This is a genomic window from Hathewaya histolytica, from assembly GCF_901482605.1.
Lineage (GTDB): Bacteria > Bacillota > Clostridia > Clostridiales > Clostridiaceae > Hathewaya > Hathewaya histolytica.
This window is the reverse complement of record NZ_LR590481.1, coordinates 587004-603790: the sequence shown is the minus strand read 5'-3', so window position 1 is coordinate 603790 and position 16787 is coordinate 587004. Positions and strand designations below refer to the sequence as shown.

At 35.4% G+C, this 16787-nt stretch carries 7 protein-coding genes and 2 rRNA genes; 1 reads left to right on the top strand and 8 read right to left on the bottom strand.

Going from position 1 to position 16787, the window contains the following annotated elements; translation table 11 throughout:
- Window positions 1-30 precede the first annotated feature (30 nt).
- From FGL08_RS02745 to FGL08_RS02720, 6 genes are all read right to left on the bottom strand, one after another.
- Window positions 31-2937, bottom strand: a 23S ribosomal RNA gene (locus FGL08_RS02745).
- Window positions 2938-3099: 162 nt separating this feature from the next.
- Window positions 3100-4614, bottom strand: a 16S ribosomal RNA gene (locus FGL08_RS02740).
- Together the 16S and 23S rRNA genes form the textbook arrangement of a ribosomal RNA operon.
- A gap of 694 nt (window positions 4615-5308) precedes the next feature.
- Window positions 5309-9793 (bottom strand): S8 family serine peptidase, encoded by a 4485-nt coding sequence (locus tag FGL08_RS13650; protein WP_171011963.1) that lies wholly within the window; start codon window positions 9791-9793, stop codon window positions 5309-5311.
- Between the two features lie 756 nt (window positions 9794-10549).
- Window positions 10550-11146 carry a type II toxin-antitoxin system PemK/MazF family toxin gene (locus tag FGL08_RS02730; protein ID WP_138209344.1) on the bottom strand — a complete coding sequence of 199 codons (597 nt, stop codon included), beginning with the start codon at window positions 11144-11146 and terminating at the stop codon, window positions 10550-10552.
- 262 nt (window positions 11147-11408) lie between these two features.
- Window positions 11409-12083 carry an L-serine ammonia-lyase, iron-sulfur-dependent subunit beta gene (gene sdaAB / locus FGL08_RS02725; RefSeq protein WP_138209343.1) on the bottom strand — a complete coding sequence of 225 codons (675 nt, stop codon included), beginning with the start codon at window positions 12081-12083 and terminating at the stop codon, window positions 11409-11411.
- A gap of 18 nt (window positions 12084-12101) precedes the next feature.
- Window positions 12102-12686, bottom strand: coding sequence for a rhomboid family intramembrane serine protease (locus tag FGL08_RS02720; RefSeq protein ID WP_138209342.1), 585 nt, complete (start codon window positions 12684-12686; stop codon window positions 12102-12104).
- A gap of 162 nt (window positions 12687-12848) precedes the next feature.
- Here FGL08_RS02720 and FGL08_RS02715 point away from each other — a divergent pair, with 162 nt between their 5' ends.
- Window positions 12849-14009 (top strand): universal stress protein, encoded by a 1161-nt coding sequence (locus FGL08_RS02715; protein ID WP_138209341.1) that lies wholly within the window; start codon window positions 12849-12851, stop codon window positions 14007-14009.
- Window positions 14010-14107: 98 nt separating this feature from the next.
- Here FGL08_RS02715 and kdpC read toward each other — a convergent pair whose 3' ends face one another.
- Entirely contained in the window at window positions 14108-14707 is a 600-nt protein-coding gene (gene kdpC, locus FGL08_RS02710; protein WP_138209340.1) for a potassium-transporting ATPase subunit KdpC, read from the bottom strand.
- Between the two features lie 14 nt (window positions 14708-14721).
- Window positions 14722-16782: a potassium-transporting ATPase subunit KdpB gene (gene kdpB / locus FGL08_RS02705; RefSeq protein ID WP_138209339.1), complete on the bottom strand. Its 2061-nt coding sequence runs from the start codon at window positions 16780-16782 to the stop codon at window positions 14722-14724.
- Window positions 16783-16787: the final 5 nt, after the last annotated feature.

The window sequence follows — 16787 nt, the reverse complement described above, 5'->3', positions numbered from 1 at the left end:
TTCTCTCAAAATTGCACAATGAAAACTATATTGGTCAAGTCCTCGACTTATTAGTATGAGTCAGCTACACATGTTACCATGCTTACACCTCTCACCTATCAACCTTGTGTTCTTCAAGGAGTCTTACTGACTTTCGTCATGGGAAATCTAATCTTGAGGTGGGCTTCACACTTAGATGCTTTCAGTGTTTATCCCTTCCCGACATAGCTACCCAGCTGTGCCACTGGCGTGACAACTGGTGCACCAGAGGTCAGTCCATCCCGGTCCTCTCGTACTAAGGACAGCTCCTCTCAAATTTCCTGCGCCCGCAGCGGATAGGGACCGAACTGTCTCACGACGTTCTGAACCCAGCTCGCGTGCCGCTTTAATGGGCGAACAGCCCAACCCTTGGAACCGACTTCAGCTCCAGGATGCGACGAGCCGACATCGAGGTGCCAAACCTCCCCGTCGATGTGGACTCTTGGGGGAGATCAGCCTGTTATCCCCGAGGTAGCTTTTATCCGTTAAGCGATGGCCCTCCCACGAGGTACCACCGGATCACTAAGCCCGACTTTCGTCCCTGCTCCACTTGTATGTGTCGCAGTCAGGCTCCCTTCTGCCTTTGCACTCTACGCGCGATTTCCGACCGCGCTGAGGGAACCTTTGGGCGCCTCCGTTACACTTTCGGAGGCGACCGCCCCAGTCAAACTGCCCACCTAACAATGTCCGACGACCAGATTCATGGCCTTTCGTTAGAATTCCAGTACTGTCAGGGTGGTATCCCAAGGATGACTCCATACCCCCTGACGAAGGTATTTCCAAGTCTCCCACCTATCCTGTACAGACAATACCGAAATTCAATGCTAAGCTACAGTAAAGCTCTACGGGGTCTTTCCGTCCAACTGCGGGTAGCAAGCATCTTCACTTGCACTACAATTTCACCGGATTTGTTGTTGAGACAGTGCCCAGATCATTACGCCATTCGTGCGGGTCGGAACTTACCCGACAAGGAATTTCGCTACCTTAGGACCGTTATAGTTACGGCCGCCGTTTACTGGGGCTTAAGTTCACTGCTTCGCTTACGCTTACAGATCCCCTTAACCTTCCAGCACCGGGCAGGCGTCAGCCCCTATACATCAGCTTACGCTTTAGCAGAGACCTGTGTTTTTGTTAAACAGTTGCCTGGGCCTATTCACTGCGGCCTAGCTTTCGCTAGGCACCCCTTCTCCCGAAGTTACGGGGTCAATTTGCCGAGTTCCTTAACAACAATTCTTCCGCCGGCCTTAGGATTCTCTCCTCATCTACCTGTGTCGGTTTGCGGTACGGGCGCCAAACTTCTCCATAGAGGCTTTTCTTGGCAGCGTGGAATCAGATACTTCGCGAAAAAGATCGCTCCTCGTAACACCTCAGCATTGACTAAACGGATTTGCCTGCTTAGCCTGCCTAAGTGCTTGAACACACACTCCAACAGTGTGCATATCCTATCCTTCTGCGTCACCCCATTTGTCAAACGAAGTTTGGCGGTATCGGAATATCAACCGATTGTCCATCGCCTACGCCTTTCGGCCTGGGCTTAGGTCCCGACTAACCCTGAGAGGACGAGCCTTCCTCAGGAAACCTTAGATATTCGGCCAATAGGATTCTCACCTATTTCTCGCTACTCATGCCAACATTCTCACTTCTGCATCGTCCACCGCTCCTTTCGGTACGACTTCAACCAATGCAGAAAGCTCCTCTACCATGTACATAGTACATCCATAGCTTCGGTGGTAAGTTTTAGCCCCGGACATTTTCGGCGCAGGATCTCTTGACTAGTGAGCTATTACGCACTCTTTAAATGAATGGCTGCTTCTAAGCCAACATCCTAGTTGTCTTAGAAATCCCACATCCTTTACCACTTAACTTACACTTTGGGACCTTAGCTGATGGTCTGGGCTCTTTCCCTTTTGACTACGGATCTTATCATTCGCAGTCTGACTGCCAGGATACAAGTATACGGCATTCGGAGTTTGATAGAGTTCGGTAAGCGGTGAAGCCCCCTAGCTCATTCAGTGCTCTACCTCCATTACTTAATTACCTGACGCTAGCCCTAAAGCTATTTCGAGGAGAACCAGCTATCTCCGAGTTCGATTGGAATTTCTCCGCTATCCACAGCTCATCCCATGGTTTTTCAACACCAACGTGGTTCGGACCTCCACGAAATTTTACTTTCGCTTCATCCTGGCCATGGATAGATCACTCGGTTTCGGGTCTACGACATGCAACTAATTCGCCCTATTCAGACTTGGTTTCCCTTCGGCTCCACACCTTCAGTGCTTAACCTCGCTACATATCGTAACTCGTTGGCCCGTTCTACAAAAAGTACGCCGTCACACATATAAAGTGCTCCGACCGATTGTAGGCACACGGTTTCAGGTTCTATTTCACTCCCCTCCCGGGGTTCTTTTCACCTTTCCCTCACGGTACTTCTTCACTATCGGTCACCAGGTAGTATTTAGCCTTGGGAGGTGGTCCTCCCTGCTTCCCACAAGGTTTCACGTGTCTCGTGGTACTCTGGATCAGATCTGTAGTCTTCTTGTTTTGTTTACAGGACTATTACCTTCTATGGTGAAGCTTTCCAGCTTACTTCAACTACAATAGCCTCTACGTTTATGATCTGTCCGCAACCCCAGAAACAAGTTTCTGGTTTGGGCTCTTTCCCTTTCGCTCGCCGCTACTTAGAAAATCGATTTTTCTTTCTCTTCCTCCGGGTACTTAGATGTTTCAGTTCCCCGAGTCTACCCTCCTGAACCTATGTATTCAGTTCAGGATATATACCGTTAGGTATATGAGTTTCCTCATTCGGAAATCTGTGGATCACAGCCTATGTGCGGCTACCCACAGCTTATCGCAGCTTATCACGTCCTTCTTCGGCTCCTGGTGCCAAGGCATTCGCCATGCGCCCTTTCTAACTTGACCTATCATGAGTAACTAAATTAATTTATATTAATCAGTTAATTATAGTTTATTTATTCATTGTGCAATTTTCAAAGAACAAAATTGAAGAACTTTAGTCCTTCAAAATTAAACAGAGTAAGTGCTCGCTACGAAAAGGCGATAGCCTTCTCGATTTCTCCTTAGAAAGGAGGTGATCCAGCCGCAGGTTCTCCTACGGCTACCTTGTTACGACTTCACCCCAATCATCGATCCCACCTTCGGCCGCTGGCTCCTTACGGTTACCTCACGGACTTCGGGTGTTACCAACTCTCATGGTGTGACGGGCGGTGTGTACAAGGCCCGGGAACGCATTCACCGCGACATTCTGATTCGCGATTACTAGTAACTCCAGCTTCATGTAGGCGAGTTGCAGCCTACAATCCGAACTGAGATTGGCTTTGTGAGATTGGCTCCACCTCACGGTCTTGCTTCTCTCTGTACCAACCATTGTAGCACGTGTGTAGCCCTGGACATAAGGGGCATGATGATTTGACGTCATCCCCACCTTCCTCCTGGTTACCCAGGCAGTCTTGCTAGAGTGCTCAACTTAATGGTAGCAACTAACAACAAGGGTTGCGCTCGTTGCGGGACTTAACCCAACATCTCACGACACGAGCTGACGACAACCATGCACCACCTGTCACCGAGTTCCCCGAAGGGCACTCCTATGTTTCCACAGGATTCTCGGGATGTCAAGCCCAGGTAAGGTTCTTCGCGTTGCTTCGAATTAAACCACATGCTCCGCTACTTGTGCGGGCCCCCGTCAATTCCTTTGAGTTTTAATCTTGCGATCGTACTCCCCAGGCGGGGTACTTAATGTGTTAACTGCGGCACCGGAGTATTGAAACCCCGACACCTAGTACCCATCGTTTACGGCGTGGACTACCAGGGTATCTAATCCTGTTTGCTACCCACGCTTTCATGCCTCAGCGTCAGTTACAGTCCAGAAAGCCGCCTTCGCCACTGGTGTTCTTCCTAATATCTACGCATTTCACCGCTACACTAGGAATTCCGCTTTCCTCTCCTGCACTCTAGATATCCAGTTTGAAATGCAGCACCGGGGTTAAGCCCCGGGATTTCACATCCCACTTAAATATCCGCCTACGCATGCTTTACGCCCAATAAATCCGGACAACGCTTGCCACCTACGTATTACCGCGGCTGCTGGCACGTAGTTAGCCGTGGCTTCCTCCTCAGGTACCGTCATTATCGTCCCTGAAGACAGAGCTTTACGATCCGAAAACCTTCATCACTCACGCGGCGTTGCTGCGTCAGGGTTTCCCCCATTGCGCAATATTCCCCACTGCTGCCTCCCGTAGGAGTCTGGGCCGTGTCTCAGTCCCAATGTGGCCGATCACCCTCTCAGGTCGGCTACGCATCGTCGCCTTGGTGAGCCGTTACCTCACCAACTAGCTAATGCGCCGCGGGTCCATCTCAAAGCGGATTGCTCCTTTAATCTTTCTAACATGCATTAAAAAGATATTATGCGGTATTAATCTCCCTTTCGGGAGGCTATCCCCCTCTTTGAGGCAGGTTACCCACGTGTTACTCACCCGTCCGCCGCTAATCCGTTCCCCGAAGGAAACTTCATCGCTCGACTTGCATGTGTTAAGCACGCCGCCAGCGTTCGTCCTGAGCCAGGATCAAACTCTCAATTTAAAATAATGCTAGAAACTTGTTTCGTGCAGTATTTTACTCATCAGCCTTAGCTGAGGAGTTTCCTTACACTCTTCAATTTTCTATTGAGATTTCAACTTGCTCAAGCATTTTACTGACTTGAATTGTTTTTTCTTTTTCTCAAAAGAATGCGAGTTCTTTTATCTTACTCTGTTTAATTTTCAAAGACCAATTTCTTTCGTTTTTGTCACTCTCTTGAAGCAACTTAATCAGTATATCAAAGCACTTATTCTTTGTCAATACCTTTTCGAAACTTTTTAAAACTTTATGAATGTTGTTTTAAAACAGCTTCTTGTTTTGCGCTCCTCAGTGGAACGTTTTTTATTATATCATCATTAATATTGATTTTTACATACTTAGACATTGTATGCTTAAATTAAACGTATTTTTTTTATATTTTCTTTGTTTTTCTACATATTTTATACAAAGATACACTTGGTACAGTTTCATTTATTTTAAAATTACAAACTACCAATTTCTATCATTATATTAAAAGAAGATGTCTCGCAATAGAAATATTTCTATGCTCTATAACACCTTTTATTTTGTGATAATTAAAGTAAGCTGATTCCAAAGAATCAGCTTACTTTAATTCAAATTAATTTAATCTACTCTACAAAATAATTATTTATTCATTTTGCTTTCTTCCTATTTTATTAATACTAGTAGTCTTAATTTATTCTAGAACAAATTCATATTTATTAGATATAATATTTTTCTTATCTAAGGAATCCCATATAAAACACTTCACTTTATACTTTCCTACCTTAGGTGTTGAAAAAATAGAATTCAGCTTTATATCCTTATTAGGTTCTATTTCATATTCTCCGCAATTAAAACTAATCATGGAGTTATTCTCATCATACAAAGCGGTTATTAGGCAAACTTCCTTAGTTTTATTGCTTAGATTTTTGGCCTTTAATTTCACTCGTACATTTGATCCTAATTTAAATTTATGATCTTTTTTAGGACTTATTAATTCAAGTTTTACTTGTCCATCTCCCAAACCTTCTCCACCATTAACTTTTTGTTCTTTTTCAATGGTAATATTCTTCTTTGAAACATTCCCCGCTTTATCTACTGCTTTTAATTCTATGTTTGTACTAGATTCCTTAAGTTTAACTTCATATTTAAACTCTTTTTCTTCTTTATTTACTATAGGAGGTATACTATGAATATTTGCAATGGCATCGCCGTTAGCATATAAGGAGCACCCATATAAATTATCTTTAACTGTTCCTTTTAAAGTATAAGTATCCGTGTTATTCGGTACGCTTATCTTTATATCGTCTTTTTCTTCATCACTTATTGCTAGATTAATAATTGGAGCCGTAAGATCGCAATATACATTTAAAACATAGCTATATTCCTTACCTTTATCATTTTTTATCTCTACAGGAACTTTATTTAATCCTTCTTTAAGTTTAATATTATGTCCAAAAGTAAGATCATCTTTTATATTCACATCACTACCATCAATCTTTAACATTTTAGGTTTGTTAGTAACCTTTCCTTTTGTCACATAATTTGATGTTTTAATAAGTTGCCCACTTTTTAAATTGCTAAATAATACATTTAAATCTTTTAGAGGCATTGATATATCAACAAATCTTGAATCAATTCTATCATAACCTATAGACTCTTTTGGATTATCTTTTGCAGCTACTACAACTACCCTATGAGCACCTTGCCCTAGATTTTTAAGTTCATAATTAAAGTGCTTACTTTCATTCTTTAGATCTTCCTTACTTATTAATTGTTCACCATATAATTTTCCATCTACAAATATTTTGAACTTATCAGCTTTTTCCATTAAACTCTTAGTAGCTCCATATTTTAATGTAAAGTCCCCTGATTGAATAAATTTACCATTCTCCGGATCTTCTATTATTAAGTTTGAAGTTTTTAAATTTAATGTAGCCGAAGTGGTGTTTCCGGCGTAATCTATTACATATACGGAAACTTTATTCATTTCGTTTTCTTTCAAATTATTTAATTCTAAAGAGTACATACCTTCCTTATTGGGTGTTAATTTTAAGAAAGAAGAGTTATATTTATCTCTTTGCAAATAACCATTAACATCTACAGTAAAACCATCTACACCTGAACACTTATCTTCTGCTGTAAAATCTATAGTGTATTTATTTCCCAAAACTTCTTTATCTCCATATACTACAAGTTCAGGATTCAGTGAATCTTTTTTTACTGGCATCTCTATAGTTTGAAATTCTGCTCCTTTATAATCCACTTTAGATTTTACCTGCATGTAATATTGACCATCAGATACATCCTCGTATTTTTTAATTTTTTCATTATAAATTTTACCATCCCACATCCAATTGTCATCTCTGTATGCTTTTCTATTTTCTTTTAATAAAATTTTTCTTACATTATTATCTATAGATAAATTTCTTATTACGTTTTTATCTTTATCTAACACATTCACATTTACTTCCTTAGCATTTCTTAAGAAAGAAACTTGAGGTATAACATTACATCTATAATCTGATACTGTGTTGAAAGCAACGTTATACGGAGATTTTATTAGTGCTCCATCTCTCCCTAAAATAATATAATCATTTTTATATTTGCTAACTAACATGGTACCTTTTATTCTAGAATTTTTAGCATCATATACCGGTGTGTCCATTATAGGCAGTGAACCCCATACTCCGTAAAAGCCCATATAAGGTAAAACTAGTTCTGCATTTTCTTTATTTTCTGGTCTAAACCCTATAAACCCTTCTATAAAAATATCTTTTGGTACAGTATTATCTAAGTTAATCGTAGCTTGTACACTAGCTTTTCCACCTTTAGGTATACTAATAGATTTTTTATTAAAAGTAATAGAAGCTCCTTTTAACTTTACATCATAAGTCATATCCTTAGACCTTTTACCTGGTTCCATCCCTGCATCCTTATCTGAAAGAACTCCACTTAAGTCTTCAATTTTATATGTAAGATTCTTATCACCATAATTTTGAAGAACTATCTCAAATTTTTCATTATTATTAACCTCTTTTAAAGATGCGTTAGGACTATTATTCACCCTAGCTGTAACTAAGTTTTTCATAGCATTTTCACCATCTACAACTCCAGCACCTTGACGCCTTGGTGAAAATGGTGAGCCATCTTTAGAGCTAGGATCTTTGCTTACCCTAGAAGAATTGATTACTAGACTTTTAACTACATCCTTCTTTTCTAAGTCAGATGTAAATTTACACACACCTTTTTTCTCCATATCATTTATATTCTGAAGCATTAAGGCATATAGTGCACTTACATAAGGAGATGACATAGATGTTCCTGATTTTACTCCATATTTATTATTACTCACCGTTGATAATATATTTCCTCCTGGTGCAGTAACTTGTGGCTTAAAATCTAAATTTGGAGTAGGTCCCCAAGAAGAAAAATCTGAAATATCCCCTGCACTAGTATTATCTTCTATGGTCATTTCTCCAGGGAAGTCTACCATGATTTTAGCTGGATTTTTTCTATCCATTAACGCTTTATTTAATTTTACTCCATCCTTTTTTGATATAAATACTGATGGAATAGTTATATTATCACTTAATTTCATATATAAATAAGGAGGCTTATCAGCGTCATTATATAAAATAACCCCCGCTGCCCCTGCATTTTGTGCATTTAAGACTTTTTCTTCAAAGGTTATATCTCTTCCTCTTTGGATTAAAGCAATTTTCCCTTTTAAGTCCTTTTGTTTTTGTGTTGTTGGATCAATAAAATCATTCTCTCTTCCCCACATACATCCTTCAAGTTCATGCTTACCCTTAAGAAGGTTTTCTGGGTGGATATCAGAAGGAATATAGAAGGTCTTACCGCTTTCATTTCCTGTACCACTTTCAGTTTCTAAACTATAATTAAATTTCCATAAAGCCATTTTGTTATTTTCGAAGGAAGATACCTGAATAGCCTCTGGTACTAGGCCTGGTGAACTAACTATACCCGTATCAACTATGTCAGAGAATTTATAATCTCCTGTAGAATACTGCGAGTTACCAGCTGAAGCTACTACTATAACTCCCTTTTTAACAGCTTCCTTTATAGCTACCTGTTCAGCATCATAAGAATCCACAAAGCCTACAGAACTTCCTATGCTTAAATTGATTACATCAGCACCTAACCTAACAGACTCATCAATAGCAGCTACAATATCGTCCATATATGTACCCTTATTATTAGGATCATTAGAAAAAACTTTCATAGCTAAGAGCTGAACTTCTGGTGCAACACCTTTTACAGCATTATTGTTCTTAATATCTTTATCATCTCCGTTAGCACCTATGATACCAGCTACATGCATACCATGATCTTTGTTTACTTTATCAGATATATCAAAATTATTATCTGCAAAGTTATACCCATAAGGAACTTTTCGATTTAAATACTTCCCCTTAAAACCTTTTCCTTCTACAGCATTTTTATCTAATTTCACCTTAACACCATCAGATATTTTCATATCTTTATGTGTATAATCCACCCCTGTATCTACCACAGATACAATCATACCTTCCCCTTTATGTTTATAATCCTTCCATAACTTTTCTATATTACATATATCTTTTGCAAAGTTCATTTGAGGATAAACCTTTTTTGCTATAGTTACATGTTTAACACCATGAATATTTTCTATTTCACGCACATTCTTATATTTTACATCAGCACTAAATCCACTGATTACTTCATCATAAGACTTCTTAATTTCTGCATTATGAACTTTTTTTACTTTTTCCTTGCAAATATCCTTGTTTACTGACTTTACAGTTTTTTTAGGTATATTATCTCTAGCAATTGGATTTGTGCCTATAAAAGAATTAATTCTAGTAGATGGTACAAGATAATCCTTTTCCACTTCTACAATAACACGAACCTTTTCCTCAGGATCTACCTTATAAACCTCAGTATTAGGATTTACATAGGCATCAGATTCTCCTTCCACTTTAACTTTATTGCCATTTAAATTTTCCAAGTATTTTTCATATGAGTCTTTTATAACTTTTTCCGAATCTTTTTTAGGTCTTACACCAACAATCTCTTCTGCATTAACTATGCTGCTAAATACTATGTTTAAAAAAACAAACATAGAGACAAATAAACTGAAAAATTTTTTATTATTTTTTAAAGTAACCCGATTCAAGACAAAATCCCCCTTTAAATTTATTTATTACTAAATGCTATATAAAATTCTACCACCATAACTTTATATATTCCATTAGGTTTAACTTTTGCTATACATAACTAATAATCTATTAATTTAATTAATATCCATATTATGTCGATATATAAATATATACTTTAAAGATATGTAAAAAATAAAGAGACCAGTAACTTTCTGGTCCTCTTCTTGTAAAATAGAATATATAACATTCACTTAGTAAGAATTATTTTATGATTATATTTCTTAGTTAAACTATAATAAAATTATTATAGTTTATGAATATTATGTTGATTTTTTTGAAATTTTTCTTAATTTAAATTATTTTTAAATTAAATAGTAGATTTTTTTCAATTAAAATGATAGAATGTAATTAATATCAAAAAATACAAAAAGTCCAGGAATATCCTGAACTTATTAAGATAAGTATATAATCTTCTAGCCTTTGCTAGATATGTTATAAATTATAAAGGTAAACTATGGAATAGAACCTCCTAGTCTTTACTAGGTATGTATGAAGACATTCATTGTTCTAAACTCTCCTTTTTAAAAAGATTGGCAATTTCCAATCTCATTCGAATAAAATGTTTTGTTCTAGCCTTTGCTAGATATGTTATGATTTATAAAGGTAAACTATGGAATAGAGCCTCCTAGTCTTTACTAGGTATGTACTTCACATACAAACTAATTTTATCACTTAAAAACTAAAAGTGCAACACTTTTTTCAATTCTTTTTTTTTATAAATCTAAGGAATTCTTCAATTTGTTATCTAAAAGATTCATAAAGTTTTGATCCAATGTTGCTATGTGTCTCCCTAATCTGGCCTTAGAAACTACTTTTATCTGCTCACATAATATTGTTCCAGTAACTTTCTGGGCTTCCCCTTCTACTAATTTATAATCACTATCTCTTAGTTGAATATGTACTTTTATTTTTTTAGGTCTATTTGAAATTGGAACTATTATGGTTGTAGGTCCTTTTTCATTACCCGTATTATTTTGAACTATAATAACAGGCCTTACTTTATTTTCTTCCGATCCAATATTCTGTCCTAGTTCACAAGTCCATATCTCCCCCCTTTTAGGTATGGTAGATATTCTTTCTTGTACAGAATCATTCATTTCTATTTTTCTATTTACCCACTCTGCATATTTATAGATCTTTTTTAATTGAAAGGCTTTATCCTTTAACTCCTTAGTATTTTCTGTGAATTCTATTTTTTTATTATTAATATCTGAATATTTATTTATAAGTGAAACTATTTTTTCTTTAGTTTCTCTAATATACGATTTCAGTGATTGATCATCTACATTTTTAATGTTAGAACCACTCATTATATTCCCCCCTACTTTGAAAATATTTATGCCTATTTAAATCTATATTCTATAAAAATCACATACCACGATTTTTCATTAGTCATCCTTTGTATTTTAACCCAATATAATAAATTTATAACGCATTATAATGTTCATGCCATAAATAGCACTTGAATTAAGAATCATGGTTATATTATATACTATATTAGTAAATAAAAACAGAATTTTTTATTATTATGTATATATAATTTAAAAGGTAGCTAAAAGCTACCTTTTAAATTTAATCTGTTATTGGATTAACCGATTTTACAGATATTATATTATCTAGTTTTTCCATTTCTCTTACTGCCTCAACTGGTATTACTCCATCACACTCTATTATAGTAAATGCTTCTTTCCCTTTATTACTTCTACTAACGTTCATGGTAGCTATATTTATATTATTATTTGCAAGTACTCTACTTAAATCACTAATAACACCTTTTTTATCATTTTGTCTTATAATAACAGCTGGATATTCTCCAGTTAAATCTACATCATATCCCTCTATACCATTTATCTTTATACTGCCTCCACCAATTGATGAACCTATTACTTCCACTTTTGTACCATCATTTTTGTGAAATACTATTTTAGCTGTATTAGGGTGTGCATTTTCAAGTTCTATTGGTAAAAATTCTATTTTAATACCTTTTTCTTCTGCTATTTCCATAGCATTTCTTAAACCATCATCATGAGGCTTCATGCCTAAAATACCTGCTACTAATGCTTTATCTGTACCATGCCCTCTATACGTATGTTCAAATGAACCATGTAAATAAAAAGTTACAGCACTAAAGTCTCCTCCTGCTATAGATTTTGCAACCCTACCTAGTCTAGCTGCCCCTGCTGTATGTGAACTAGATGGTCCAATCATTATAGGTCCTATTATGTCAAAAGCTCCATATCTTTTCATTCCCCTCATCCTCCCTTATTATTTAAGTGCTTTATTTTTACTGAAAAAATATCCAAAATAACTTCCCGCAATTCCCCCTATTATGTGAGCAAATTGAGATATATTATTTTTTGTTAAAATTGAATTTAAAACCTCTCTACCTAGGAACACAACAAGTATTATTAAAAAAGTTACAGGTACCTTTCCTTCATGTACATTTGAAAAAGAACCTAATAATATAAACATAAAAGCGATTCCACTAGCCCCTAGAAGTCCTGTAGAAAAAATAAACGTATTTAAAACTCCTGTTACAAATGCAGTAATTACAATCATATTAAATAAAGGTTTTGAACCGTACTTCTCTTCCACCATAGGACCTATAAGAAGTATTATTGTAAAATTTGCTGCGAAATGTCCCCAATTTGCATGACCAAGTACATGAGAAAAAAATCTAAAATACTGCATTGGATCTAGCAAAGAAGTTCTATAATTTGTAAATGCAAAATATGTAGTAAACCCCTTAGTTATCCATCCTAGTATATAAACTAAAAGAGATATAAGTGTAAATGTTAATACTACCGGTGAATTATAATGTATCTTACTTTTAATGTCATTTAAGTTCATATGTAACTCCTTTTTCTTATAATAATTTAATTTACTTTATACACCTCTATTATAATAACATTATAATACTTTAATCAATAATTAAGTTATAATATTGATAAAGATAATTTAAAATTGTCTTTATATTTAGTTTTTATATCTATATGTATAGAGGTGAAGCGCATGAATAGCTCAGAAAACAGACTCTCCCCAGAAGAAGCTTTAGAAATTGTAGAACGAGAGACATTACAAGAGAAAAGAGGTTCCCTAAAAATATACATTGGTTATGCACCCGGAGTAGGAAAAACCTTCTCTATGTTAAATGAAGGTAATAGATATTTAAAAGATAATAAAGATGTTGTAATTGGATATGTTGAAACCCATGGTAGATATGATACTTTAAATCAAATAGGAGATTTAGCAGTTATACCCAGGAAAAAACTCTCTTACAATAATAAGATATTAGAAGATATGGATGTGGAGGCTATAATTAAAAGAAATCCTTCAATAGTTTTAATTGATGAGCTAGCTCATACAAATGTTCCTAACTGCGAAAGAAAAAAGAGATATGAAGATGTTTTATATATATTATCTAAGGGTATAGATGTTATAACAACTTTAAATATACAACATTTAGAAAGCCTTAATGATCTAGTAAAACAAATAACAGGTGTTACTGTAAATGAAACTATTCCTGATTACATTGTAGAAGATGCTGATGAAGTTGTAGTTGTGGACTTAACGCCGGACGCATTACAAGACAGATTAAAAAAGGGAAAGATATATAAAAAAGAAAATATAAAAAGAGCCCTAGGTAACTTCTTTAGAAGAGGTAATCTAAATGCTCTAAGAGAAGTTACCCTAAGACATACCGCAGAAGGTGTAGATGAAGAGTTAGAAGAATATATGAAAGAACATGGCATAAAAGAAAATTGGTACACTGTAGAAAGAGTTCTTGTATGTATAAGTTCTAGTCCATTTGCTAAAAAGCTTATAAGACGTGGCTATAGAATTTCTAAAAAATATAAATGTGAATGGATTGTTGCACATGTGGAATGTACTAGTATCTTTGAGAAAAAGCATTTAAAAGAAAACTCACAAATTATAGAATCTCATTTTAAGCTTGCTAAGGACTTAGGCGCTGAGATTGTAAACTTAAAGGGTAAAAGCGTCTCTCGAGAATTAGTAAGTTATGCTTCAAAACATCATGTAACTCAAATAATAGTAAGTCATAGTACCCGTTCCTTTATACAAACTATGCTAAGGGGTTCTACTATAAATAAAATATTAAAACATTCAAAGGATATTGAAGTACACGTAATACCTAATAACACTATGAAATAAGTTATTAAAAAGGTGACTATAGTCAGTAATTTAATATTACTTTTATAGTCACCCTTTTCTTTTAATTTCTATTTTAGTTTCTATCTAATTTTTTTATTTTACTTCTCACTTAATTTTTTATAGATATCTAAATTAAGATTTAACACATTAACACGTTCTTCTCCCAGTACTCCAAATTGCCTCTTCTCCGTATGCTTTTTAACTAGAGCATTTAATTCAGTTTCGCTTAATCCACTATATTTAGAAACTGAAGGTATTTGTATCTGGGCACCCTTAGGTGTAATGTGAGGATCTAATCCTGATGATGAGTTAGTTAGAAGCTCTGCTGTTATTTCATCCTTATTAATACTAGGATTATTTTTTAAAAACTCTTTTATATCACCATCTACTCTTTTTATAAGCTCTTTATTACTAGGTGCTAAATTAGATGCACCTGATGCCACTTCATTGTTGTCCTCGCTTTTATCCTTAATATTATAATTGATAGAAGAAACTCTTCCATGAAAATATTTTCTCTCTCGAAATTCCTGTCCCAATATTTCTGATCCTACTTCTTTTCCATTTATGTCAATTATACTTCCATTAGCATTTTTCTTAGTTATAACATTTCCAAGTCCTGTTATAACTAAAGGATATAAAAAACCACAAATTATAAGGAATACTATACTCATTCTGAAAGCTTTCATTACTATTTTCATACACTCACTTCCTATTATATTAAATTGATTAAAGCAAGTAGTGGAGATATTATTAGGTCAATAATTTTTATACCTATAAATGGTGCTATTATGCCCCCTACCCCATAAATTAATATATTTCTAGCTAAAAGAACTTCCGATTTTGAAGGTTTATATTTAACCCCTTTCATAGCTATTGGTATTAAAAGAGGAATTATTATAGCATTAAATATAAGAGCTGAAAGTACTGCACTGTATGATGTTGATAATTTCATAATATTTAATATTTGCATAGCTGGAATAGATGCTGAAAACACTGCTGGAATTATGGCGAAATATTTAGCCACATCATTTGCTATACTAAAAGTTGTAAGAGCCCCCCTTGTAATTAATAATCCTTTACCTATTTCCACAACCTCTAGTATCTTTGTTGGATCTGAATCTAAATCAACCATATTAGCTGCTTCTTTCGCTGCTGTAGTTCCACTATTCATAGCTAGTCCAACATCTGCCTGGGCTAATGCCGGGGCATCATTAGTTCCATCTCCCGTCATGGCTACTAATTTACCCTCTTCCTTTTCTCTTTTTATAACCTGAATCTTATCCTCTGGTTTACATTCAGCCACATATTCATCCACTCCAGCTTCTTTCGCTATGGTTTCTGCCGTTAAAGGATTATCTCCAGTACACATTATAGTCTTAATGCCCATTTCCCTAAGTCTTTGGAATCTCTCTTTTAATCCTGGTTTAACCGTATCTTTAAGATATATAACTCCTAATATCCTATTTCCTATAGCCACTACTAGTGGAGTACCTCCCATCTTAGAAATCTTATCAGTTATGTCTTCGAGGTCACAGGGAATGATCCCATTAAGTTCTTCTACTAATTTTTTTATACTATCAACAGCACCTTTTCTTAACTTTGTTCCTTGCTCTAAATCAATACCACTCATTCTAGTTTGAGCTGTAAACTCAAAAAACTCATTTTTTTCATAGATACTTTTATCTACTTCCACTCCTAATTTTGTAGCAAGTTCTACTATAGACCTTCCTTCAGGAGTTTCATCTTTTAAAGAAGATATAAGTGCATACTTTGTAAGTTCCTCTTTACTTATACCTTTAACAGGTATAAATTCTGATGCAAGTCTATTTCCAAAAGTAATAGTTCCTGTTTTATCTAATATCATAGTGTCTATATCACCACAAGCTTCTACTGCCTTTCCAGATTTAGCAATTACATTAAATCTAGTTACCCTATCCATACCAGCAATACCTATAGCAGATAAAAGTCCACCTATAGTAGTTGGAATTAAACATACTAAAAGGGCCACAAGAGTAGATATTGAAATTTGTACACCAACATAGCTAGCCATAGGTAAAAGTGTCACAACTACCATTAAAAATATCATAGTTAAGCTTACAAGTAATGTAGTTAAAGCTAACTCATTAGGAGTCTTTTGTCTTGATGCTCCTTCTACAAGACTTATCATTTTGTCTAAAAAGGAATCACCTTGACTTGCTGTAATCCTTATCTTTAACCAGTCACTAACAACTTTAGTTCCTCCAGTTACGGAGCTAAAATCCCCTCCAGCTTCCTTCATAACAGGAGCTGATTCTCCTGTAATTGCAGATTCATCTATAGATGCAATGCCCTCAATAATTTCTCCATCGTTTGGAATAATATCTCCTGTTTCAACTAGTACTATTTGATTCTTAATAATTTCTGAAGAACTTACTATAGTATAAGTTCCATCTTTATTTAAAAGCTTTGCCTTAGTGTCTTTTTTAGTTTTCTTAAGACTTTCTGCTTGCGCCTTTCCTCTTCCTTCTGCCACAGCCTCTGCAAAGTTAGCAAAAAGAATAGTTACAAATAATATTAATGATACTATTCCATTATATATTCTTAAATTTCCTTCACCTTGTTCTAACGCCCCAGGAAATAAAGTTATAATTAAAGTAATAATAAATCCTACTTCTACAACAAACATAACAGGATTTTTAATTATAAACCTGGGGTTTAATTTTATAAAAGATTCCTTAATGGCCTCCTTCATAATCTTTTTATTAATAAAATTCCCTTCTTTTTCTCTACTCATATAGG

Coding starts and splice junctions, on each gene's coding strand:
- kdpB (WP_138209339.1), bottom strand. CDS start 16,782: ATGAGTAGAGAAAAAGAAGGGAATTTTATTAATAAAAAGATTATGAAG.
- FGL08_RS02720 (WP_138209342.1), bottom strand. CDS start 12,686: ATGAACTTAAATGACATTAAAAGTAAGATACATTATAATTCACCGGTA.
- FGL08_RS02730 (WP_138209344.1), bottom strand. CDS start 11,146: ATGAGTGGTTCTAACATTAAAAATGTAGATGATCAATCACTGAAATCG.
- sdaAB (WP_138209343.1), bottom strand. CDS start 12,083: ATGAAAAGATATGGAGCTTTTGACATAATAGGACCTATAATGATTGGA.
- kdpC (WP_138209340.1), bottom strand. CDS start 14,707: ATGAAAATAGTAATGAAAGCTTTCAGAATGAGTATAGTATTCCTTATA.
- FGL08_RS02715 (WP_138209341.1), top strand. CDS start 12,849: ATGAATAGCTCAGAAAACAGACTCTCCCCAGAAGAAGCTTTAGAAATT.